20 protein-coding genes are annotated in these 21,137 nt (G+C 73.5%); 2 read left to right on the top strand and 18 right to left on the bottom strand.

Features of this window, described 5'->3' with window-relative positions; genetic code table 11:
* Positions 1 to 4 precede the first annotated feature (4 nt).
* From IF45_RS32360 to IF45_RS0113940, 17 genes are all read right to left on the bottom strand, one after another.
* Positions 5 to 190 carry a DUF6126 family protein gene (locus IF45_RS32360; RefSeq protein ID WP_010640621.1) on the bottom strand — a complete coding sequence of 62 codons (186 nt, stop codon included), beginning with the start codon at positions 188 to 190 and terminating at the stop codon, positions 5 to 7.
* On the bottom strand, positions 187 to 804 hold the full coding sequence (locus IF45_RS0114020; protein WP_018893332.1) for a helix-turn-helix domain-containing protein: 618 nt from the start codon (positions 802 to 804) through the stop codon (positions 187 to 189). Before IF45_RS0114020 ends, IF45_RS32360 begins: the two co-directional genes overlap by 4 nt.
* Before the next feature lie 67 nt (positions 805 to 871).
* Positions 872 to 2,296 (bottom strand): aspartate aminotransferase family protein, encoded by a 1,425-nt coding sequence (locus IF45_RS0114015; RefSeq protein WP_008406039.1) that lies wholly within the window; start codon positions 2,294 to 2,296, stop codon positions 872 to 874.
* A 70-nt stretch (positions 2,297 to 2,366) separates the two neighbouring features.
* The gene (gene hpnH, locus IF45_RS0114010; RefSeq protein ID WP_008406041.1) at positions 2,367 to 3,389 is read right to left on the bottom strand and encodes an adenosyl-hopene transferase HpnH; all 1,023 of its coding nucleotides are present in this window, start codon (positions 3,387 to 3,389) and stop codon (positions 2,367 to 2,369) included.
* A 5-nt stretch (positions 3,390 to 3,394) separates the two neighbouring features.
* A complete protein-coding gene (locus tag IF45_RS0114005) occupies positions 3,395 to 4,066 on the bottom strand; it encodes a phosphorylase family protein (protein WP_015506752.1) in 672 nt (223 codons plus the stop codon).
* On the bottom strand, positions 4,066 to 6,057 hold the full coding sequence (shc, locus tag IF45_RS0114000) for a squalene--hopene cyclase (protein WP_018468909.1): 1,992 nt from the start codon (positions 6,055 to 6,057) through the stop codon (positions 4,066 to 4,068). The genes IF45_RS0114005 and shc overlap by 1 nt, the downstream gene beginning before the upstream one ends.
* Positions 6,058 to 6,252: 195 nt before the next feature.
* Positions 6,253 to 7,320, bottom strand: a complete 1,068-nt coding sequence (locus tag IF45_RS0113990; RefSeq protein WP_008406049.1) for a polyprenyl synthetase family protein — start codon at positions 7,318 to 7,320, stop codon at positions 6,253 to 6,255.
* A 72-nt stretch (positions 7,321 to 7,392) separates the two neighbouring features.
* Positions 7,393 to 8,769: a hydroxysqualene dehydroxylase HpnE gene (gene hpnE / locus IF45_RS0113985; RefSeq protein ID WP_015506754.1), complete on the bottom strand. Its 1,377-nt coding sequence runs from the start codon at positions 8,767 to 8,769 to the stop codon at positions 7,393 to 7,395.
* Positions 8,766 to 9,722 carry a presqualene diphosphate synthase HpnD gene (hpnD, locus tag IF45_RS0113980; protein WP_030307668.1) on the bottom strand — a complete coding sequence of 319 codons (957 nt, stop codon included), beginning with the start codon at positions 9,720 to 9,722 and terminating at the stop codon, positions 8,766 to 8,768. The genes hpnE and hpnD overlap by 4 nt, the downstream gene beginning before the upstream one ends.
* The gene (hpnC, locus tag IF45_RS0113975; RefSeq protein WP_030307667.1) at positions 9,719 to 10,630 is read right to left on the bottom strand and encodes a squalene synthase HpnC; all 912 of its coding nucleotides are present in this window, start codon (positions 10,628 to 10,630) and stop codon (positions 9,719 to 9,721) included. The genes hpnD and hpnC overlap by 4 nt, the downstream gene beginning before the upstream one ends.
* Positions 10,631 to 11,005: 375 nt before the next feature.
* A complete protein-coding gene (locus IF45_RS0113970; RefSeq protein ID WP_008413844.1) occupies positions 11,006 to 11,803 on the bottom strand; it encodes an ABC transporter ATP-binding protein in 798 nt (265 codons plus the stop codon).
* The gene (locus IF45_RS0113965) at positions 11,790 to 12,731 is read right to left on the bottom strand and encodes an ABC transporter permease (RefSeq protein WP_003952082.1); all 942 of its coding nucleotides are present in this window, start codon (positions 12,729 to 12,731) and stop codon (positions 11,790 to 11,792) included. Before IF45_RS0113965 ends, IF45_RS0113970 begins: the two co-directional genes overlap by 14 nt.
* Positions 12,732 to 12,848: 117 nt before the next feature.
* The gene (locus tag IF45_RS0113960; RefSeq protein WP_044474755.1) at positions 12,849 to 13,694 is read right to left on the bottom strand and encodes a glycosyltransferase family 2 protein; all 846 of its coding nucleotides are present in this window, start codon (positions 13,692 to 13,694) and stop codon (positions 12,849 to 12,851) included.
* 47 nt (positions 13,695 to 13,741) lie between these two features.
* Entirely contained in the window at positions 13,742 to 14,521 is a 780-nt protein-coding gene (locus IF45_RS0113955) for a CDP-alcohol phosphatidyltransferase family protein (protein WP_008413838.1), read from the bottom strand.
* The gene (locus tag IF45_RS0113950) at positions 14,499 to 15,560 is read right to left on the bottom strand and encodes an iron-containing alcohol dehydrogenase family protein (protein WP_030307664.1); all 1,062 of its coding nucleotides are present in this window, start codon (positions 15,558 to 15,560) and stop codon (positions 14,499 to 14,501) included. Before IF45_RS0113950 ends, IF45_RS0113955 begins: the two co-directional genes overlap by 23 nt.
* Entirely contained in the window at positions 15,548 to 16,300 is a 753-nt protein-coding gene (locus IF45_RS0113945; protein WP_003952078.1) for a phosphocholine cytidylyltransferase family protein, read from the bottom strand. The genes IF45_RS0113950 and IF45_RS0113945 overlap by 13 nt, the downstream gene beginning before the upstream one ends.
* On the bottom strand, positions 16,297 to 18,096 hold the full coding sequence (locus IF45_RS0113940) for a DUF5941 domain-containing protein (RefSeq protein WP_003952077.1): 1,800 nt from the start codon (positions 18,094 to 18,096) through the stop codon (positions 16,297 to 16,299). The genes IF45_RS0113945 and IF45_RS0113940 overlap by 4 nt, the downstream gene beginning before the upstream one ends.
* Before the next feature lie 551 nt (positions 18,097 to 18,647).
* On the opposite strand from IF45_RS0113940, the gene IF45_RS0113935 reads away from it, so the two are divergent.
* Positions 18,648 to 19,586 carry a cation diffusion facilitator family transporter gene (locus IF45_RS0113935; RefSeq protein WP_003952076.1) on the top strand — a complete coding sequence of 313 codons (939 nt, stop codon included), beginning with the start codon at positions 18,648 to 18,650 and terminating at the stop codon, positions 19,584 to 19,586.
* A 314-nt stretch (positions 19,587 to 19,900) separates the two neighbouring features.
* Complete coding sequence (idi, locus tag IF45_RS0113930) at positions 19,901 to 20,497, top strand: isopentenyl-diphosphate Delta-isomerase (RefSeq protein ID WP_003952075.1); 597 nt, start codon at positions 19,901 to 19,903, stop codon at positions 20,495 to 20,497.
* Between the two features lie 3 nt (positions 20,498 to 20,500).
* On the opposite strand, the gene IF45_RS0113925 is transcribed toward idi, so the two are convergent.
* Positions 20,501 to 21,043, bottom strand: coding sequence for an ATP-binding protein (locus tag IF45_RS0113925; RefSeq protein ID WP_234479272.1), 543 nt, complete (start codon positions 21,041 to 21,043; stop codon positions 20,501 to 20,503).
* Positions 21,044 to 21,137: the final 94 nt, after the last annotated feature.

Genomic DNA, 21,137 nt, shown 5'->3' with positions numbered 1-21,137 from the left:
GGGCTCACTGCGCCTTGCTGCCCACCTCGAAGAGCAGGTAGATGAAGCCGGCCAGGAGGTGGCCGACCACCACGTAGATCAGGAGCCTGATCCACAGGCTGGGGGGCAGCCGCTCCTCCATGTCCCGGCCGGCCCGGGCGGGAGCCTGCTCGGCGGGGGCGCCGGGCTCGGTTTCGGGTCGCTCGCTCATGCGGGGCCTTTCGGGTTCGGGTGTCCCGGGCCGAGGCACGGGGCGCCCGGGCTCTGGAGCAGGGTGTGGACGAAGAGGAGTTCGGCGCCGTCGGCGTCGGCGGCGCCGATCCGGTGCGGGGTGAGCGAGTCGAAGTGGGCCCCGTCGCCGGGGTGCAGCAGATGCTCGCTCTCCCCCAGGCGCAGCCGCAGCCGCCCGCGCAGCACGTGCAGCCACTCCTCGCCGGGGTGGACCCGCACCATGTCGCCCTGCGCGCCGTAGGGCACACGTACCCGCAGCGCCTGCATGGCGCGCCCGGACCCGCCGGCGGGCCAGTACGTCCAGCCGCCGGCGGGGGCCGGTTCGGCCTCGGCGCCCCGGATGACGGCGTGCTGTTCGCCACCCGTCTCACCGAGCAGGGCGGAGACGGTCGTACCGTAGACACGGGCCAGTGCGAGGAGCATCGGCAGCGAGGGCTGGCGCTGCCCGGTCTCCAGCCGGGAGAGGTGAGCCGCCGACAGTCCGGCGGCACGGGCCGCGGTCTCCAGGGTGTGACCGGCGCGGCGCCGCAGCTCACGCAGCTGGGGCGCGACGGCGGGGAGCGCGGCCGGGTCGTCCGGACGGTCGGTGGTCATGGTTCGATTGAGCCAGATTCATGCCTCAGGGACAAGTTTCTTGCCTAAGAGGCAAACCGCTCGGGCGTCAGCGGTGGACCACCGCCTGCCGGACCAGGGTCCGGCCGAACTCCCACAGCAGCCCGCCGTCCTGTGCCTCGTCCATGACCTGCGTGAACGCGTCGACGAAGCGGTCCACGTCCGCCTCGTCCACCACGAGCGGCGGGATCAGCTTGATGACTTCGAGGTGGTCGCCGGAGACCTGGGTGAGGATGCGGTGCCGGTGCAGCAGCGGTGCCACCACCATCTGCGCGAAGAGCCCCTTGCGGGCCGCCTGGAGCATCGCCCACCGGCTGCGCAGCCGCAGCGACTCGGGCCGCCCGAACTCGATGCCGATCATCAGGCCGCGCCCGCGCACCTCGTGCAGCAGCTCGTAGCGCGGGACCAGGGCGGCGAGGCGCGAGCGCAGCCGCTCCCCCACCCGCCGGACGTGGGCCACCGTGTCCTCGCGCTCCATGACGTCGAGGACGGCGAGCCCGGCGGCCATCGCCTGGGCGTTGGCGCCGAAGCTCGCCGAGTGGACGAGGACCCGGTCCATCGAGGAGTACACCTTGGCGAAGACCTCGTCGGTGCCGAGCGTGGCGCCGACCGGGACGTACCCGCCGGAGAGCGCCTTCGCCAGGCAGACCAGGTCGGGCTCGACGCCGTCCTCGTGCTGGTGGGCGTGGAAGTCGCCGGTGCGGCCGAGGCCGGTCTGCACCTCGTCGGCGATGAGCAGCGCCTTGTGGCGGTGGAGGAGTTCCTGGGCGGCGCGCAGGTAGCCGGGCGGGGCGGCGTGCACGCCCTTGCCCTGGACGGGCTCGACGATCAGGCCGGCCACGTCCCCGGCGCGCAGCTCGCGGCGGAGCGCGTCGAGGTCGCCGAGGGGGACGGCGGTGTCGGGGAGCAGCGGCCCGAAGCCGTCGCGGAAGGAGCGCTCGCCGTTGACCGAGAGGGCGCCGGTGGTCAGGCCGTGGAAGGAGTGCGCGCAGTGCAGGACGCGGGGGCGGCCGGTGGCGCGCCGGGCGAACTTCAGCGCGGTCTCCACGGCCTCGGTGCCGCTGCTGCAGAAGAAGGCCCGGTGCAGGTGCGGGGTGTACGCGAGCAGCCGCTCGGCGAGCAGCCCCGGCAGCGGAGGGCAGTCGAAGCGGGTGAGGTCGGGCAGCGAGAGGTCGAGGACGTCGTGCAGGGCCTGGCGGATCACCGGGTGGTGGCGGCCGAGGCCCATCACGCCGAACCCGGCGAGCATGTCGAGGTGGTCGTTGCCCTCGGCGTCCCAGAAGTGGGCGCCCTCGGCGCGCTCGTAGACCTTGTCGAAGCCCAGGGTGCGGAGCATCCGGGGCAGCTGCGGGTTGAGGTGGCGGGCGTGCAGCGCGTACCGCTCGCCGCCGCGCTCGGCGAGGAGCCGCCGCAGGTCGAAGCCGGGCGTCGGCCCGGCGCCGGTCGCCGGTGTGCCGCCGTCGACGGTGGTCATGGGTGGGTCCCCCTCTCGGTGGAACGCACGCGGGGCCGGACGGCTCAGTGCCGCCCGGCCCCGGCGGGCGTCAGGCGCGGTTGCTGGTGACGGTCTCGCGGGCGGCGCGCAGCGACTCCTTGAGGGAGCCCATGGTCGCGAGGACGGCCGTCGGTTCGTAGCCGCAGTGCGCCATGCAGTTGGCGCAGCGGGGGTCCTTGCCCCGGCCGTACTTCTCCCAGTCGGTCTCCTCGATGAGCTGGCGGTACGTGGGGACGTAGCCGTCGCTCATCAGGTAGCAGGGGCGCTGCCAGCCGAAGAGGGAGTAGTTGGGGATGGCCCAGGCGGTGCAGGCGAAGTCCGCCTTGCCCTCCAGGAAGTCCAGGAAGAGCGGGGAGTGGTTGAGACGCCAGCGGCGGCGGTTGCCGTCCGCGAAGGTCTTGCGGAACAGCTCGCGGGTCTGCTCGACGCCGAGGAAGTGCTCCTGGTCGGGTGCCTTCTCGTAGGCGTAGGCGGGCGAGATCATCATCTCGTCGACCTGGAGGTCGTCGTTGAGGTAGTTGAGCACCTCGATGATGGTCTGCGGGGTGTCGGTGTTGAAGAAGGTCGAGTTGGTGGTGACGCGGAAGCCGCGGCGCTTGGCCTCCTTGATCGCCGCGACGGCCTCGTCGAAGACGCCCTCCTTCGCCACCGACTCGTCGTGCCGCTCCCGCAGCCCGTCGATGTGCACGGCGAACGCGAAGTACGGAGAGGGGGTGAACTTGTCCATCTTCTTACGCATCAGCATGGCGTTGGTGCAGAGGAAGACGTACTTGCGTTTGGCGACGAGCTGATTCACGATCTCGTCGATCTGCGGGTGCATCAGGGGCTCGCCGCCGGCGATGGAGACCATCGGCGCCCCCGACTCCAGGACCGCGCCGACGGCCTGGGCGACCGGCATGCGCTGCTTGAGGACACCGGCGGGGTGCTGGATCTTGCCGCACCCCTCACAGGCGAGGTTGCAGGCGAACAGGGGCTCCAATTCGACGATGAGCGGGAACTTCTCCCGCCTGCGCAGCTTCTGTTCGGCGAGATACGTCGCCACCTTGATGGTCTGGCGGAGCGGCATGGCCATCTGGCTCACCTCCGGGGGAGCAGCGAGGAACGGTGCCATTCGTAGAAAGCGGGGATCACGGCACGGAGTACACGGAAAGCCGATATTCCACCGCGTACCGTTCCGATCCGGACCAGCTCATGCTCTGGAGCGTCCACGACCACCCGGACGGCCGCAACCGGGCGCGGTCCGGCCAGCCGGGCGGTGTACAGGGTGGCGGCGGACTCCATGTCTACGGCGACGGCCCCCTGCGACCGCAGCCGGGCCCGCTCAGCACCGCGCACCACGTGGTCGCAGCCGGTGAGCGGGCCGGTGTGCACGGTGCGCCCCGGCACCGCGCGGGCCACCGCCGCGGCCAGTACGCCGGCCTCGGCGCAACGGGTGACGCCGCGCGGGTCGCGGACCTCGTCGGCGACCACCAGGTCACCGGGGTGCATGCCCGCGCCCAGGCCCGCGCAGAACCCGGTGGCGACCACCCCGGCGCGCGCCAGCGCCGGGTCGCGCAGCGCCTCGGCGACGGCCCGGCCCGCCGCCTCGGGCCCCATGCCGGTGCGGAGCACCCGGGTCGGGGTGTCCGCGGGGGCGCGGGTGCCGGTGCGCAGGGCGAGCCGTTCGATGGTGAGGGCGCAGGCGATGACCAGGGGCGCCGGGCCGGCCGCCGGGCCCGGCAGGGGCCCGGCGGCCGCGGGGCGCGTCATCAGGCACCCTCGGGTGCTGCTCCGCGGGTGTACCGGCCCAGCGCCGTGAGCGGGAAGACCTGCCGGTACAGGTGGTAGTTGATGGAGAAGTCCCAGGGGAAGCCGGTACCGGTGTAGTACGGCTCCTCCCAGCTGCCGTCCTCGTGCTGGGTCTCGGCCAGGAAGGTGACGCCGCGCCGGGCGGCCCTGCTCTCCCGCTCCCCGGCGGCGAGGAGCGCCATCAGGGCCCAGCCGGTCTGGGAGGCGGTGGAGGCGCCGCGGGCCATCCGGCCCTGCTCGCGGTAGGAGCGCAGGTCCTCGCCCCAGCCGCCGTCGTCGTTCTGCACCGACTCCAGCCAGGCCACGGCGCGGCGGATCGCCGGGTGGGTGGTGGGCAGCCCGGCGTCGACCAGGGCGGGGACGGCCGAGCCGGTGCCGTAGAGGTAGTTGACGCCCCAGCGGCCGAACCAGGCGCCGCTCGGTTCCTGCTCGGCGAGGAGCCAGTCGACGGCGCGGCGGGTGCGCGGGTCGGCGGCGAGTCCTTCGGCGGCCAGCATCTCCACGACGTGTGCGGTGACGTCGGCGGAGGGCGGGTCGACGACCTCGCCGAAGTCGCAGAAGGGCAGCCGGTTGGGGAGCGAGCTGGTGTTGTCGACGTCGAAGGCGCCCCAGGCGCCGTTCTTCGACTGCATGCCGAGGTTCCAGCGCACCCCCAGCGAGATGGCCCGCTCCATGCGGGCGGTGTCGGGGTGGCGGACCCGGCGCAGGGCGAGCACCACCTCGGCGGTGTCGTCGATGTCCGGGTAGTTGTCGTTGTGGAACTCGAAGGCCCAGCCGCCGGGGGCCAGGTGCGGGCGGCGCACCGACCAGTCGCCCGGCCGCTCGATCTGCTCGTCGAGCATCCAGTCGGCGGCGCGGACCAGCTGCGGGTGGTCGGCGGGGACCCCGGCGTCGGCCAGCGCGATGGTGGCGAGGCAGGTGTCCCAGACGGGCGACTGGCACGCCTCGACCATCCGGGAGCCGTCCTCGCGGGTGAGCGTGAAACGGTCCAGGGACTCCAGGCCGGCCCGCATGACGGGGTGTCCGAGGTCGTAGCCGAGCAGGTGCAGGGCGATCATCGAGTAGACGGCCGGCGGCTGGATGCCGCCCCAGCAGCCGTCGTTCTCCTGCCGCTCGACGATCCACCGGCCCGCGGTGGCCATGGCGGCCCTGCGCAGGGCGCGGGGGGCGACCTTGCGGTACGCGTGCAGGGCGCGGTCCAGCCGCTGGAAGGCGCCGTTCCAGCTCGCCAGGGGGGCGAAGCGGGCGCGGGGCGCCGGATCGGCCGGGTCGGTGTGCAGCTCGTCCAGGGGGAACGGGGCGGGGCGCACCGGGCGCTTGGCGGAGACGACGGTGAGCGGAACGATGGTCTGCCGGGCCCAGCAGCCGAAGTCGTAGATGTTCAGCGGGGCCCACGGCGGCAGGAAGATCAGCTCGGGCGGCAGCTCGGGGAGCCGGTCCCAGGGCCACCAGCCGAAGAGGGCGAGCCAGATCCGGGTGAAGACCCGGGCCTCGGCGATGCCGCCCTGGGAGCGGACCCAGTGGGCGGCGCGGGTCATGTGCGGGGCGTCGGGGCTGTCCCCGGCGAGCCGCAGCGCGACGTACGCCTCGACGGTGGTGGAGAGGTCGGGCGGGCCGCCGTGGAAGGTGGCCCAGGTGCCGTCCTCGCGCTGTTCGCCGCGGATGAAGAGGGCGGCGGAGCGGGTGGTGGCCTCGTCGCGGATGCCGAGGAACTGGCGGAGCAGCAGGTCCTCGGCGTCCATCGTGACGTTGGTGTCGAGGTCCCCCTTCCACCAGCCCTCGGGGCTCTGGAGGCCCAGGAGGTGGTCGGCGGCGCGGGCCCTGGCCCGCTCCGCGGCGGCCTCGACGGCGGCCCCGTCGAGGGCGGCGGTGTCGGTGGTGGCCGCGGTGGTACGGGCCGGGGCGGGGCGGGAGGGAGCGGCCCCGGCCGGTCCGTTGGTCGTCGCTGTCATGGCGTCCCCTTGGTGCAGTGGTCGGTCTGCGTGTGCTCGGGGGTGTGCCGTCGGCCCGCGCCGGATCAGGGCGCGGGCCGCCGACAGCGCGTCATATGTGGCGGGGGGTGCCGTTACTGCCGGTGACCGGGGGCAGGGGAAGGGCGCGCGAGGCCGGGCAGGCGTCGCGCGTCGCGGGTTCCGTGGCGATGGTGATCATCTCTTCCGTACGACGACGAAGTCGGCGAGGGCGGTGAGCTGCTCGCGTACGTGGTCGGGCATGCCGACGCCGGAGAGGGCCTCGATGGCGACGGTGTGCTGGCGGCGGGCCTCGGCCTCGGTCCAGGCGCGGCCGCCGGCCTCCTCGATGAGGGCGGCGCGGGCGGCGAACTCGTCCTCCGAGAAGTTCTCGAAGTCGTTGGCCTTGGCGTCGGCGGCGAGCAGCGAGCCGAGCCGCTCGGCGGCGGGCCCCTCGGCGGCGAGGGCGGCGACGACGGGCAGCGACTTCTTGCGCTGCCTGAGGTCGCTCCAGGTCTGCTTGCCGGTGGCCTCCGGGTCGCCCCAGATGCCGAGGAGGTCGTCGACGGCCTGGAAGGCGAGGCCGAGGTGGTAGCCGTACCGCTCCAGGGCGTCGGCGGTGCGGTCGTCGGCGCCGCCGAGGACGGCACCGATGGAGACGGCGCAGGCGAGCAGGGCGCCGGTCTTGTTCCCCTCCATCTCCAGGCACTCCTCGACGCTGACGCGCTCGCGGTGCTCGTAGGAGATGTCCTGGGCCTGGCCGTCGATGAGGGCGCGGCTGGCGGTGGTCAGGCGGCGGGCGGCGCGCCCGGCCTCCAGGGTGCCGAGCTCCAGCAGGATCTCGTTGGCCAGGGCGAAGAGCGCGTCGCCGGCGAGGATGGCCTGGGCCGGGCCGTGCACCTTCCAGACCGTGTCGCGGTGGCGGCGCTGCTCGTCGCCGTCCATCAGATCGTCGTGGAGGAGCGAGAAGTTGTGGACCAGCTCCACGGCGACCGCGCCGGGGATGCCGGCCTCGGGCGCCGCCCCGGCCGCCTCGGCGGAGAGCAGCGCGAGGGCGGGCCGGACGGCCTTGCCGCCGTCGCCCTCGGCGGGGTGGCCCGCGGCGTCGATCCAGCCGAAGTGGTAGGCGGCGACGGTGTCCATGGGCGGGGCGAGACGCTCGATGGCGGCCTTCAGCACGGGCGTGGCGAGGGTACGGCCACGCTCCAGCAGGGCGGCCACGTCCGTGGTGTCACGGTCCGCGTCGGCCGTGGGCACAGTCGGCACAGTTGCTCCTTTGTCTCCGGTACGGAAGGTCAGGGGGTCAGGGGCGCGGCGGGGCGGCCCGGGGCGGGCGGCTCACGCGGCCTCGTCGAAGACGGGGGCGGGCCGGGGCCGGCCGAGCGCCCCGAGGGCGTCCGAGGCGGCGTTCAGCCCGCTGCGTACGGCGCCCTCCATGGTGGCGGGCCAGCCGGTGGCGGTCCATGCCCCGGCGAGGTGCAGGCCGGGCAGGCGGGTGGCGGGGCCGGGCCGCAGGGCGCCGACGCCGGGGACCGCCGCGAAGGTCGCGGTGCGTTCGCGGGTGACGAAGAAGTCCTCGACGCGGGCGGTGCGGGCGGCGGGCAGCAGCCGCTCCAGCTCCGGCAGGTAGCGGGCGCGCAGGTCGGCGACGGGGGTGTCGATCTCGGCCTGGGCGGTCGACTGGGAGAGCGCGAGGTACTGGCCGTGGTCGAGCCCGGACGCCTCGGTGCGGTCGAAGACCCACTGCACCGGCCCGTCGAGGGCGGTGAAGAAGGGGCGCCGGACGACCTTGCGGTCGTAGAGGACGTGGATGTTGATGATGGGGGCGGTGCCGATCCGGGTGAGCTTCTCCGGCTCGTCGAGGGCGCCGCCGGGGAGCAGCTCGTGGGTCTCGGCCGGGGGGACGGCGAGGACGACGGTGTCGGCGGTGAGCGTCTCGTCGCCGGTCTCCACCTGCCAGCGGGCGCCCTCGCCGCCGGGCGTGACGCCGCGCACGCGGGCCCGGAGCACGGTGCGTACGCCCGCCTTGTCCAGGGAGGTCAGGGCCCGGGTGTGGTGCAGTTCGCCGAGCGGGACGTGGGCCCAGCCGATGTCGGCGGCGCCGGCGTCGGAGAGCAGGCCGGTCCTGAACACCTTGGCGGCCAGGGCGAGGGAGGCGTCGTCGGCGACGGCGTTGAGGGTGGCGACGCCGACGAGGTCCCAGAGGGCGGCGACGGCGCGCGGGCTCTGCCCGTGGCGGCGCAGCCAGCTGCCGAAGTCCTGCCGGTCGAGGGCGGGGTCGGCGGGGTCGAGGCGGCGCAGGGCGAGCGCGGCGCGGCCGACGGCGGCCTTCTCGGCGAGGCTCAGGTGCGGGTAGCGGGCGAGGCTCGGGCCGAGGTGGAGAGGGACGGGCAGGGCGTTGCGCCGCAGCCTGCCGAGGCGCCCGCGGCCGGCGTCGAGGACGGGGACGTCGAGGCGGTCCTGGACGGGGGCGAGGGCGGCGCCGTCGACCCGGTCGAGGAACCAGCGGTAGGCGGTGCAGCAGCGCAGGTAGACGTGCTGGCCGTTGTCGACGGTGAGGCCGCCGCGCTGGAAGGAGAAGGCGAGGCCGCCGAGGCGGGGGCGGCCCTCCAGGAGGGTGACGCGCACTCCCGCGTCGGCGAGGGCGAGGGCGGCGGCGGTGCCGGCGAGGCCCCCGCCGACGACGACCGCCTCCCGGGCGGCGGCGGTGGTCATGCCCGCCTCCGTCCGGCCTGGCGGCCGATCTGCCGGGCGTCGAAGCCGGAGAGGCCGCGCACGGCGACGTACGCCTTCTCGTGGCCGGGGAGGGAGACGCGGCCGCGCAGGACGGCCAGCGGGTCGCGCTCGATGCGGTCGAGCAGGCGCCGGTAGATCCCGGCCATGGCGGCGACGCAGGCGCCGCTGCGGCGGTCGAGCATCGGCAGCAGCCGGTACCCCTCGGCGAACAGGGCGCGGGCGCGGCGGACCTCGAAGTGGACCAGGCCGGGGAAGTCCGACCCGGCGGGCGGGTGGGGCCCGTCGAAGCCGTCGGAGCAGCCGAACTTGGCGAGGTCGTCGGCGGGCAGGTAGGTGCGGCCGTTGCCGGCGTCCTCGCGGACGTCGCGGAGGATGTTGGTGAGCTGGAGGGCGAGGCCGAGGGTGTCGGCGTACTCGGCGGCCTTCTCGGTCTGCGGGGCGCCGGGGGCTGGGGCGGGGCCGAAGATGCCGAGCGAGAGCCGGCCGATGGCTCCGGCTACGCAGCGGCAGTAGAGCTTGAGGTCGTCCCAGGTCTCGTAGGTGACGCCCTTGACGTCCATGAGGACGCCGTCGATCAGCTCGTCGAGGCCGCCGAGCGGGATGGGGAAGCGGCGGGCGGCGTCGGCGAGGGCCACGGCGACGGGGTCGGTGTCGTCCTCGTCGACCTTGCCGTCGCGGATGCGGTCGAGGATGTCGCGGGTGGCGCCGAGCCGGTCCGCCTTCACCTCGGGCGCCAGCGTGCCGTCGCCGATGTCGTCCACCCGCCGCGAGAAGGCGTAGAGCGCGGACATCGCGCGGCGCTCGGCGACCGGCAGCAGCCGGATGCCGTAGGCGAAGTTACGGGCCTCGGACCCGGTGACGGTCTCGCAGTAGCTGTACGCGGCGAGGACCGGTGCGGGCAGGGAGATGCTGTCCTCCACGGTCGGGCTCACCTCTCTCCTCGCAGGGCCGCTCCCACCTCGCGCAGGAGCCTGGGCTTGGTGGGCCTCGGCGGGCCGGGCAGGACGTCGTACCCGGCGTCGGTGACCGCGGCCAGGGCCGCCCGGCCGCCGCCGACGAAGCCGGCGAGCAGCAGCCGCAGCCGGCCGTGCACGCTCGCGATCAGCGGGCCGCCCTCGGCCAGCAGCTCCCCGGCGCGCGACGCCTCGTAGGCGACGAGCGCGCGCAGGGAGGCGGAGGCGGTGGGGGCGGCGAGGTCGCTCTCCTCGACGCGGAAGCGTTTGAGGTCCTCGGCGGGCAGGTAGATCCGGTCCCGGGCGAGGTCCTCGGCGACGTCCTGGAGGTGCTCGACGATCTGCAGACCGGTGCAGACGGCGTCCGAGCGGCGCACGCGCTCGGGCGTCAGGGTGCCGGTGAGGCCGAGGACGAGGTGGCCGACCGGGTTGGCGGACAGCTCGCAGTACGCGGCGAGGTCGTCCCAGGTCTCGTACCGGGTGACCAGCTGGTCCTGGCGGTTGGCCTGGATCAGGGCACGGAAGGGTTCGGGGGTGAGGCCGTGGGCGCGGACCACCGGGCGCAGGGCGGCGACCAGCGGGTGGGCGGGGCCGGGTCCGGTGGTGGCGAAGACCCGGGCGAGGTCGGCCTCCAGGGCGTCCAGCAGGGTGAGGCGGTCCTCTGCCGCGCTCCCCTCGACGCCGAGGAGGCGGGCGTCGGCGCCGCCGGGGGTGAGGTCGCCGTCGCCGATGTCGTCGACGAGGCGGGCGTAGCCGTAGACGGCCATCAGGCCCCGGCGCCAGGGGCGCGGGACGAAGAAGGGGGCCACGGGGAAGTTCTCCGCGGCGGCCTTGTCGAGGGTGGCGCGTACCGGGGCGCCGTGCTGCGCCCTGCCCGGTGCGGTCATCGCCGGCTGCCCCGCGCCGGAACGGCACAAGCCGCGTGGAGCCGGAGATCACCCGTAGCCATTGCCGTCACATCTCCCGTTCTACACTGCCGACCCAAAACATCCCTTTTCGGACACGCCGCCCGCCATGGCGGTGATCGCCATCTGTTCGACTTCGGGAGACGGGTGCCATATCGCCGCAACTCACGCGAATCAGCACCGGTACAGCTTACGCGGCACGCGCGCCCGTGGTGCGCCGGGGTGTTCGCCAGGTCACAGCGCGCCCCCCAACCTGGGCAACTCCCCGCCGGCCCGCCGAGTTCCCGTGCCGCGGAACAGGCCCCTCCGCACGCCGGGGCCCCCTTGCACGCCGTGCCCGCCGTCGCGGGCCCGTCGCTACTTGCTGGTGAACTTCTCGTACTCCTTGAGGACCTCGGCCGTCGGGCCGTCCAGCCGCAGCTCACCGTGTTCCAGCCAGATCACCCGGTCACAGGTGTCCCGGATGGACTTGTTGTTGTGGCTGACCAGGAAGACCGTGCCGGCCTCCTTGCGCAGCTCCCTGATGCGCGCCTCGGAGCGCTTCTGGAACTTCTTGTCACCGGTGGCCAGCGCCTCGTCGATCATGAGGACGTCATGGTCCTTGGCGGCGGCGATGGAGAACCGCAGCCGGGCCGCCATGCCCGAGGAGTAGGTGCGCATCGGCAGGGTGATGAAGTCGCCCTTCTCGTTGATCCCGGAGAAGTCGACGATGCCCTGGTAGCGCTCCCTGATCTGCTCGCGGGTCATGCCCATCGCGAGGCCGCCGAGCATCACGTTCCGCTCGCCGGTCAGGTCGTTCATCAGCGCCGCGTTGACGCCGAGGAGCGAGGGCTGGCCGTCGGTGTAGACCTTGCCGCTCTCCGCGGGCAGCAGGCCGGCGACCGCCTTGAGCAGCGTCGACTTGCCCGAGCCGTTGGAGCCGATCAGCCCGATCGCCTCGCCCCGGTACGCGGTGAAGCTGACCCCGCGCACGGCGTGCACCTTGCGGACGCCGCGCTCCTCGCCGCGCTTGAGGATGCGGCTGAGGGCGGCGGTGGCACTGCCCTTGCCGCCCTTGGTGCCGTTGACCCGGTAGACGATGTGCAGGTCGTCCGCGATCACCGTGGGGGTGCGGGGGCCGCCCGGGGCGCCCTGGTCCACGTCAGCCTCGGCCATAGCGCTCCTCCGACTTCCAGAAGTAGACGAATCCGGCGACGCCCGCGACCAGCGCCCAGCCCAGGGCGATGGCCCAGACGTGGGCGGGCAGGTACTTGGCGGTGTAGTCGTCGATCAGGGCGAAGCGGACCAGGTCCATGTAGATGGCGGCCGGGTTCCACTGGAGGACGTCGCTCAGCCAGTGCGGCAGCCGGTCGTTGCGGGCCAGCATCACCGGGATGGAGAACATGACGCCCGAGGCGTACATCCAGGTGCGCATGACGAACGGCATGAGCTGGGCGAGGTCCGGGGTCTTGCTGCCCAGCCGGGCAAAGATCAGCGCGAGACCGGTGTTGAAGACGAACTGGAGCGCCAGCGCCGGCAGGACCAGCAGCCACGACCAAGTGGGGTACGAACCGAAGCCCATGACGATCGCGACCAGCACGATCATCGAGAAGAGCAGCTGCTGGAGCTGCTGGAGCGAGAAGGAGATCGGCAGCGAGGCCCGGGGGAAGTGCAGGGCCCGGACCAGGCCGAGGTTGCCCGAGATGGAGCGCACCCCGGACATGACCGAGCTCTGGGTGAAGGTGAAGACGAAGACGCCGGTCACCAGGAAGGGCACGTACACGTGCTCCGGGATGCCCCGCTTGGCATCCAGCAGCACGCCGAAGATGAAGAAGTAGACCGCCGCGTTCAGCAGCGGCGTCACCACCTGCCACAGCTGGCCGAGCTTCGCCTGGCTGTACTGGGCGGTGAGCTTGGCCTGCGAGAAGGCGACGATGAAGTGGCGGCGGCCCCAGAGCTGCTTGACGTAGGCGAGCAGGCCGGGCCGTGCCCCGCTGACCGACAGACCGTACTTCTCCGCGAGCTGGGCCGGGGAGAGCCCGTCGTCGGGGGAGGGCGGAGCAGCACTCACCGCGACACCACCGTCCTGCGTTGTCTCACTCACAAGGGGAAACTTTCGTCTTCGGGATGCACCGCCGGAACCCCTGGCAGCACCGGGCGGCACGGGGGTGGTCCGCGGTCGGGGACCGGTACGGGCCGAATGGTCTCAGACCCGAGCTTGTCAGATGACGGGAGGTCGGCCCAGCCGGGTGAGCCGCCACACAGTGCGCCACTTCATGGGCCGCCGGGGCCCCGCGGAGGAGGTCCAGCCCTCCTTGAACCCGCCGAACCACGCCTTCAGCGCGGCCCCCGAGGGGCGCCGCAGCAGGGTGAGCAGCAGCCAGACCCCGAGGTAGACCGGGACCAGCGGGAGGGGCAGGTTGCGGCGGGCCAGCCAGACCCGGTTGCGGGCCACCATGCGGTGGTAGACCGCGTGCCGGGAGGGGGCGGTGGTCGGGTGGTACAGCACCATGTCGGAGCGGTAGTCGATCTGCCACCCGGCGTTCAGCGCCCGCCAGGCGAGGTCGGTCTCCTCGTGGGCGTAGAAGAAGTCGGCGGGCAGCAGCCCCGCGTCGGCGAAGACCCGGGTGCGGACGGCGTTGGCGCCGCCGAGGAAGGTCGTCACCCGCGAGGAGCGCATCGGGTCCGAGGCACGGAGCCGGGGGACGTGGCGCCGCTGGGTCTCCCCCGTGTCCGGGTCGGCGATGCGGAAGGAGACGATGCCCAGCTCCGGGTCGGCGGTGAACGCCTCGCGGCACAGCTCGGCGGTGTCGGTGCGCGCGAGGAGCCCGTCGTCGTCCAGGAACAGCAGGATGTCGACCTCGCGTCCGGCGGGGCCGAACATCTCGATGCCGACGTTCCGCCCGCCGGGAATGCCGAGGTTCTCAGGCAGCTCGGTGGTGCGGACGCCCTCGGGGACCTCCGGCACCGGCGAGCCGTTGCCGACCACGGCGATCTGGACCGGGTCGCCGTCCTGCTTGGCGACCGAGTCGATGAGCGCGCGCAGTTCCTCGGGCCGGTTGCCCATGGTGATGATGACGGCGCCGACCGTCGGGGAGGTGCTGTTCACGGCGGTCACCTCAGCCTGCTCGACACGAGGATGGACACCAGGTGCAGAAGGGTCTGCAGCAGGGCGATGCCGGCCAGGACGGCGATGCCCAGGCGGGTGAAGAAGAGGTCGCCGCGGATCTGGTCGGCCACCGCGAGGACGATGATCAGCAGCGAGGCCTCGATGCCGAGGACCAGGCGGTGGAACTTGAGCGCGGCCGCGGCCTTACGGGCGAAGGCCACCTTGGAGGAGCGCGGCTCGGAGGCCGCCTCCTTGACCGGCGGCAGCCCGCCCTGGTGCCGGGCGACGCCGACCAGGTCGGTCTCGGCCTTGATCAGGATCGCGCCGAGCGCCGCCAGGGTGCCGAGGAAGGCCCAGAGCCAGTCGATCCGGCCGCTCCCCCACAGGTCGGCGCCGCGCAGGCCGAGGCCGACCAGGACCGCGGCGTCGCACAGGTAGGCGCCGACGCGGTCCAGGTAGACACCGCCGAGGGAGAACTGCTTCTTCCAGCGGGCGACCTCGCCGTCCACGCAGTCCAGCAGCAGGTACAGCTGGACCATCAGGGCGCCCAGGAGGGCGCCCCAGATGCCCGGCACCAGCAGCGCCGGGCAGGCCAGCACGCCGAAGACCGTCATCAGGTAGGTCAGCTGGTTGGGCGTGATGCGGGTGGGCACCACGTACCGGTCGACCCGCAGCGAGATCTCCCGCATGTACAGGCGTCCCGCCCAGTGCTCACCGCTGCGCCGGTCCTTCACCCCGGCGGGGTGCACGACCGGGCGGAGTTCAGCTACCGATGGCCTTGGCATAGTCGGCGTAAGCGTCCTTGATCTGGTCGGTGGAGAGGTTGAGGTGCTCCAGGATCGTGTACCGGCCCGGCCGGGTCTGCGGAGCGAACTCCACGACCTGGACGAACTCGTCCACGGTGAAACCGATGTCCACCGGCACCACGGGCAGCCCGTGCCGCCTGAGGACCTCGGCCATCTGCGCCGACTCCGCGGGAGCACCGCGCAGGTGCATCGCGAAGGCCGCCCCCATGCCGCACTGCTCGCCGTGGCTGGCCGCGCGCTTGGGGAAGAGCAGGTCGAAGGCGTGGTTGATCTCGTGGCAGGCGCCGGAGGCGGGGCGGCTGTCGCCCGCCACCGACATGGAGATGCCGGTGAGCACCAGTCCTTCGGCCAGGACCTGGAGGAAGCCGTCGTCGCCGACGTCCCCCGGGTGGCGGAGCACCGCCTCGCCGGCCTGGCGGGCCATGGCGGCCGCCAGACCGTCGATGTCCTCGCCGCGGACCCGGGCTGACAGCTCCCAGTCCGCGACGGCGGAGATGTTCGACAGGGCGTCCCCGATGCCCGAGCGCACGAACCGCGCCGGGGCCTCACGGATGATGTCCAGGTCGATGACGACGCCGATGGGGTTGGGCACCCCGTACGATCCCCGGCCCGCGTCGTTGTCGAGGGTGGCGACCGGCGAGCAGAGGCCGTCGTGCGACAGGTTGGTCGCGACGGCGACCAGCGGCAGGCCGATGCGGGCCGCGGCGAACTTGGCGCAGTCGATGATCTTGCCGCCGCCGAGGCCGACGACCGCGTCGTAGCGGCCCGACTTCATGGCGTCGGCCAGCTTGACCGCGTCGTCCAGGGTGCCGCCGCCCACCTCGTACCAGCTCGCCCCGGGCAGGGCCGGGGAGAGCCGCTCGCGCAGGCGGGCGCCCGAGCCTCCGCTGATCGCTATCGCGAGCTTGCCGGAGGAGGAGATCCGCTGGTCGGCGAGGACCGAGGCGAGATCGTTGAGGGCGCCGCGCCGGATGTCGACGACGAGGGGCGAGGGGATCAGGCGCGTCAGTACCGGCACGCGATCTCCCTGCCCTTGGCGAGGTCCTCGTGGTTGTCGATCTCGACCCAGCTGACCTCGCCGATGGGCGCCACGTCGATCTTGAAGCCGCGGTTGACGAGCTCCTGGTAGCCGTCCTCGTAGTACAGCTGCGGGTCGCGCTCGAAGGTGGTGCGCAGCGCGTCGGCCAGCTCCTCGGCCGCCTCGCCCTCGATGAGGGTGACGCCGATGTACTCGCCGGTGGCCTCGGCGGGGTCCATCAGCTTGGTGATGCGCTGGACGCCCTTGTCGGGGTCGACGACGACCTTCATCTCCTCGTCGGCGAGGTTCTTCACCGTGTCGAGGGCGAGGATGATCTTCTGGCCGTTGCCGCGGGCGGCGAGCAGCGTCTTCTCGACGGAGACCGGGTGGACGGTGTCGCCGTTGGCGAGGATCACGCCGTCCTTGAGGGCGTCACGGCCGCACCACAGGGAGTAGGCGTTGTTCCACTCCTCGGCCTTGTCGTTGTCGATCAGCGTGATCTTCAGGCCGTACTTGGCCTCCAGCGCGGCCTTGCGCTCGTAGACGGCCTCCTTGCGGTAGCCGACGATGACGCCGACCTCCTCCAGGCCGATCTCGGCGAAGTTGCCGAGGGTGAGGTCGAGGACGGTCAGGCTCTCCTCGTCGCCCTCGGGCCCCACCGGCACCAGGGCCTTGGGCAGGGTGTCGGTGTAGGGACGCAGACGCCGTCCGGCGCCGGCCGCCAGCACAAGGCCGATCATGCGGGTTCTCCTTCATCGTGTACGGCGGGTGCTCCGGCGGAGACCCAGAAGCGGATGCTCTCGGCGAGCACCACGAGTGCCACGGCCACGGCGAGAACCGTGAGCGCGACGGTGAAACCTGAGGGGGCCAGCAGCGAGGCGGCCGTGACGAGGAGGACGCGGCCCTCGTGCCCGCCGGTTGCGCGGACCAGCGCGCGGGGCGGCGCGCCGCTGCCACCGCGGATGCGGTAGACCGTGTCGTAGTGATGGTAGGCGACCGCCGCGACCAGCCCGAAGGCCGCCGGAAGGGCTCCGGAGTCGTCGGCACGGGCGGCCAGCAGCAGGATCACGCCGTACTCGGCGGCCCGGAAGAAGGGCGGCACGAGCCAGTCCAGGGCGCCGGTGAGCGGCCGGGAGACGGCGAGCGAGGAGCAGAGCACGTAGACGACGGCGCCGAGCAGCGGGCCGGCGGAACCGGCCGGGGTGAGGGCGGTCACCGCGACGAGGATCACGCCGCCGAGGGCCGCCACCGCCGGTGCGGGGAGCTTGGCGAAGGGGCGCAGGCGCGGGCTCAGCGCCTCGGCGAGCGGGCCGCTGTCGGCGAGGTCGGCGAGGGCCTGGGCGGCCCGGTCGGTGCGCTCGGCCTTGCGGGTCAGCGAGCGCAGCAGGCGGCCGGCGGTGGTGTAGGCGGCGGCCAGGGCGCAGCCGATCAGCAGCACGACGAAGGTGATGCGGGGCGTGGTGACGGCGGTGAGGACCGCGATCAGCGCCCAGCGCTCCCCGATGGGCAGCACGATCATGCGGCGCAGCCACACGGTCCAGCCGACGCTGTCGAGGCGGCCGGAGAGGGCGGCGGTGGGGCTGGTGTTGGCCTCGGCGTCGTGGTTGGCCTCGTTGAAGGAGAAGTCCACGACGTGCCGGCAGGTCTGGAGGACCATCGCGCCGAGCGCCAGCGCCCACACGTCGTCCCCGCCGCGCGCCGCGCCGAGGGCGAGCCCGGCGTAGTACGCGTACTCCTTGGCCCGGTCGAAGGTGGCGTCGAGCCACGCGCCGAGGGTGGAGTACTGGAGGGAGTAGCGGGCGAGCTGGCCGTCGGTGCAGTCCAGTACGAAGGAGAAGAGGAGGAGCAGCCCGGCGGCGACGAAGCCGGCCCGGGTGCCGGTGGCCGCGCAGCCGGCCGCGATCAGCGCGGTGACCAGCGAGGCGGTGGTCACCTGGTTGGGGGTGAGGCCGCGCCGGGCGCACCAGCGGGCCAGGTACCGCGAGTAGGGGCTGATGCAGTACGTGGTGAAGAAGCCGTCGCGGGACTTGACGGCGGTCCGCAGCCGGATCGCCTCGTCGTCGACGGCGGCGACGGCCTGGCGGGCCTCGCTGCGCTCCTGCGGGGCGAGCGGGACCCGGGCGACGAGGGCGCCGAGCTCGGGCCGGTGGACGGCGACGCCCTCGGCCTGCAGGGCGCCGGCCAGCCGGTCGGGCAGCCCGGTGCCGGTGCGCACCGCGGCGCCGCCGGGGGCGGGCCGGCCGGCCTCGGCCTCCAGGGCCCGGGTGAGGGCGGCGCGGGAGGCGTCCTGCACGGTGACGGCGCCGGGGACGGCACCGGCCGGGAAGCGGGGGTCGGTCAGGCCCAGGCGCAGGGCGTGGAGGTGGCCGACGAAGCCGGCGTCGACCAGGGCGACGCGGCCGGTGGGCACGGTACGGAGCAGGGCGGCTGCCTCGGCGGCGTCGGAGGCGGTCCGCACGTCGAAGCCCAGCGTCCGCAGTTCGCCCTCGATCGGCGACCCGGGGACCGGCTGACCGGTGACGATGGCGGTCGACAGACGAACTCACTCCTTGGGTGCCGGTGCGGTCCGCGCCGGACAGCTCGGGTGCCTGTGACAACGGCCTGGCGGCACGTCGGCTGAGGCTATCGGACGGCGGGGAGCCCGCGTTCACCGCCCGTTCGGTACCTGTTCGCATCCCGTGCGGGGGCGCGCAGGGCGGGCGTGGCCGGGCGCACGCGGCTTCCCCGGGACGGGGGGCGCGGCGCGGGGCCGCCGCCATCATGGTCGATCAACTGCCCGGCCGACAAACCGCGTCCCGCCTTCCGCCGCTGGTCGCGACGCATGGCCCCGCTTCGGTCACCTTCGCCCGTTCTCTCCGCACACCGGCCGGAAGGCACGATTCCGCCAGGCGGCGGCAGGGGCTCCCCGAACGGGTCGACCAGGGCCTCCAGGAGCCCTGCGAGGCGCTGACCTGCACCGCGTTTCCGCAGGTCAGGGGGAATGACAACGGTATTCAGCGCCGTGTTGCCGGATACCCCCCACCCGTAGTTCACTGTGGTCGGCCGACGCCACTGACGAAGCGACCGACGAGGCAAAGGACACGTCCCATGGGGGCTGGGCACGATCACGGGCACACACACGGTCCCGCCACCGGGACGGCCGCCTCGGCCCACCGGGGCAGGCTGCGGATCGCGCTGGGCATCACGCTCTTCGTGATGGTGGCGGAGATCGTCGGCGGTCTGCTGGCCGACTCGCTGGCCCTGGTCGCCGACGCCGCCCACATGGCGACCGACGCGCTGGGCCTGGGCATGGCACTGCTCGCCATCCACTTCGCGGGCCGCCCGCCGAGCGAGAAGCGCACCTTCGGCTTCGCCCGCGCGGAGATACTCGCGGCGCTCGCCAACTGCCTCCTGCTCCTCGGCGTCGGCGGCTACGTGGTCTACGAGGCGGTGGAGCGGTTCTTCTTCACCCCGGCCGAGACCTCGGGGCCGCTGGCGCTGGCCTTCGGCGCGGTGGGCCTGCTGGCCAACGTCGTCTCGCTCTCGCTGCTGATGCGCGGTCAGCGGGAGAGCCTCAACGTGCGCGGCGCCTTCCTGGAGGTGGCCGCCGACGCGCTGGGCTCGGTGGCGGTCATCCTCTCGGCCCTGGTCATCATGGCCACCGGCTGGCAGGCGGCCGACCCGATCGCCTCGCTGCTGATCGGCGCGATGATCGTGCCGCGCACCCTGCGGCTGCTGCGGGAGACGCTCGACATCCTGCTGGAGGCGGCGCCCAAGGGCGTCGACATGGCGGAGGTGCGGCGCCACATGGAGGAGCTGCCCGGCGTGGTCGGCGTGCACGACCTGCACGCCTGGACCATCACCTCGGGCATGCCGGTCCTCTCCGCGCACGTGGTCGTCGAGGCGGACCAGCTGGACGCCGCCGCCCACGAGAAGCTGCTGCACGAACTCCAGGAGTGCCTGGGCGGCCACTTCGACGTGGAGCACTGCACCTTCCAGCTGGAACCTTCGGGCCACGCGCCGCACGAGGCGGGGCTCTGCCACTGAGCCCCGGAAGCGGCCCGGGGGATGTCACAGGATCGTCACAGGTCGCCCGGCGGGCCCCCGGGGCGCCTGGACCGGGCCGGGGTGCGCCGGAGCCATCCGCCGCCTCCGCCCCGCCGGCGGACAGGGGTCCGCGCCGCGCCACGCCCTCCCGGACCGCCCCGCGCCCGCTCCTGACCGGCGGGTACGGACCGCGTACCGGCCGCCAGGAAGCGGACGGGTAGCGTCCGATCCGGGCACGCTGGGCACGGCAGGTGCCCAGAGCGCCGGATTTGTGCGGCAGACTTGGGCGCTCAGGACCGAAGCGAAGGATGGGTATGCCGATCACACCTGCCACCGCGGTGAGCCGCTCGTCGGACGACTCCCCGGAGGCCGTCATTCTGCTCGAACTGGTCGACGAGGACGGCAACACCATCGGCACGGCGGAGAAGCTCTCCGCCCACCAGGCGCCCGGCCGCCTGCACCGGGCCTTCTCCGTCTTCCTCTTCGACGAGCGGGGCCGCCTGCTGCTCCAGCAGCGGGCCCTGGGCAAGTACCACTCCCCCGGCGTCTGGTCCAACACCTGCTGCGGCCACCCCTACCCGGGCGAGGCGCCGTTCGCCGCCGCCGCCCGGCGCACCTTCGAGGAGCTGGGGGTCTCCCCCGCCCTGCTGGGCGAGGCCGGCACGGTCCGCTACAACCACCCGGACCCCGCCTCGGGCCTGGTGGAGCAGGAGTACAACCACCTCTTCGTCGGGCTGGTCCGCGATCCGCTGCGGCCCGACCCGGAGGAGGTCGGCGACACCGTCTTCGTCACCCCGGCCGAGCTGGCCGAGCGGCACGAGGCCGGGCCCTTCTCGGCCTGGTTCATGACCGTCCTGGACGCGGCGCGCCCGGCGATCCGCGAGCTGACCGGGGACAGCACCGGCTGGTGAGGCTCAGCCTCCGGGGGCCGGGAGCACCGGCGCGCCGCCCGCCCCCGGGCCCAGCGGCAGCGCCGCCCAGATGATCTTCCCGCCGGCCGCGGTGTGCTCGACGTCGCAGACGCCGCCGGCCTCCGCGGTGATCTCCCGGACCAGGAGCAGCCCCCGGCCGCCGGTCTGCCCGTGGTCGGCGACGAGCGCGGTCGGGCGGTACGGGTGGCTGTCCTCGACGGCGACCCGCACCCAGGCGGCCCCGACGGCCACCTCGACGCCGACCGTCGGCGACAGCAGGGCCGCGTGGCGTACGGCGTTGGTGACCAGCTCGGAGACGATGAGCAGCAGCCCGTGCACCAGGTCCGGGGGTGCGGGAACGTTTTGGCGGCGCAGCAGGTCCCGTACGGCGTGCCGGGCGCTCGGTACCGCGGCGTCCTCGGCGTCGGCGGTGAAGCGCCAGACACCCTCGTACGGCAGCGGCCCGGGAGGCGCGGGCGCCGCCACCGGCGGTGCGGCGGGTCCCGAAGACGGCCCCGCCGGGCCGCCTCGTGCACCGTCATCCATGTTCGGGTCCCCGTCCTCGGTCTCTCCGGCGTCCTGGGCCTCGGTGGCTTCCACAGTCCGAGTGTTGGGAATGCCCGGCTCCGAGTCCGGTACC

Source organism: Streptomyces albidoflavus (assembly GCF_000719955.1).
GTDB lineage: Bacteria > Actinomycetota > Actinomycetes > Streptomycetales > Streptomycetaceae > Streptomyces > Streptomyces albidoflavus.
Note: the sequence above shows the minus strand (reverse complement) of the source record. Positions and strands in the feature narration are given on the sequence as shown.